Below are 699 nucleotides of genomic sequence, written 5' to 3' on the forward strand. Positions count from 1 at the left end.
CATCCAAACGACCATACAGCTCCATCAGAGCCAACAATCACATTTGTTGAAGATATCAATCCAAAAGATGGCAAGCTAAATAAAGCTGAAAACGGTAGCGATAGTGATAACGCTAACACAACAGCTAAAATTTCTGTCCCAACAGATGCAGTAGTAGGCGATGTGATCAAATACACTGTAAATGGTGGCACAGAGCAGTCTCATACTATAACAAATGCTGATAAGACAGCTGGTCATGTAGAGATCAAAGTACCAGTAGTTGATGGTCAAACCTCAAGCGTAACAGCTAAGATCGTTGATCAAGCAGGTAATGCTAGTAAAGAAGTATCTGGTAGTGTAGATGTGGATCTAACTATCGGCAATCCAAAAGTAAGATTCTTAGAAGATACAGATAATAACGGCGTTCTAAGCATTGCTGAAGTGGCTGCTATAAAAGACGGCAAAGCTCACTGGGTAATAGATATCCCAACAGACGGTAGCATAAAAGCTGGTGATGTGATCCAGTCAATCGATAGCAAAGGTAATTGGGTTAAATTTGTTACTATCACTGATGAGATGATCAAAGATGGTAGATTTGAAGCTACATTTAATGTCGATATAGAAAAACTAAGAAATGGTAAATATGAGACTCCAGAGTATAGATTTGCTGATGATGCTGGCAATATTAGCGACTCATCAAAAGCTACGCTTACACTTGAT

At 38.9% G+C, this 699-nt stretch carries 1 protein-coding gene; it reads left to right on the top strand.

Annotated features, from left to right (window positions below):
* Positions 1-699: hypothetical protein (locus tag B9N65_RS11100; RefSeq protein WP_180385154.1), on the top strand; the 699-nt coding region annotated here is incomplete at both ends.

The sequence above is a fragment of the Campylobacter concisus genome, from assembly GCF_002165815.1.
In the GTDB taxonomy this organism is placed as follows: domain Bacteria; phylum Campylobacterota; class Campylobacteria; order Campylobacterales; family Campylobacteraceae; genus Campylobacter_A; species Campylobacter_A concisus_BH.